The organism is Isoptericola croceus, assembly GCF_029382255.1.
Classification (GTDB): domain Bacteria; phylum Actinomycetota; class Actinomycetes; order Actinomycetales; family Cellulomonadaceae; genus Isoptericola; species Isoptericola croceus.
Window position 1 is genome coordinate 1 of record NZ_JARLLG010000433.1, and the last position, 260, is coordinate 260.

Sequence of the window (260 nt, forward strand, 5' to 3'; positions counted from 1 at the left end):
GAACTCGCTCGTTGATTGCGGCGACATGCCAAGGCGACTTGCCAACTGTTTTTGTGAGAGGTGGTCCTCATCGGCTAGTGCTAGTAGAATCTTGCCCTGACCTTCAACAGTTATTCTTGGACGGGCCTGCTTGACAATGTCATCATAAATTTTGCTTAATTGTTCGTACTCGGCCAATTTTCCGGCGACTAGTTCCGCCTTAATATTCGTTGTCACGATTGATCATTCCATTCGTTCTTTTCTTAAGTATACAACATTCT

General features: G+C 44.6%; 1 protein-coding gene. It reads right to left on the bottom strand.

Annotation, left to right across the window (positions count from 1 at the left end; all coding sequences use genetic code 11):
- Positions 1–216 (bottom strand): MarR family transcriptional regulator (locus PZC42_RS24895; RefSeq protein WP_277214287.1); only part of this gene is annotated, 216 nt, incomplete at its 3' end.
- Positions 217–260: the final 44 nt, after the last annotated feature.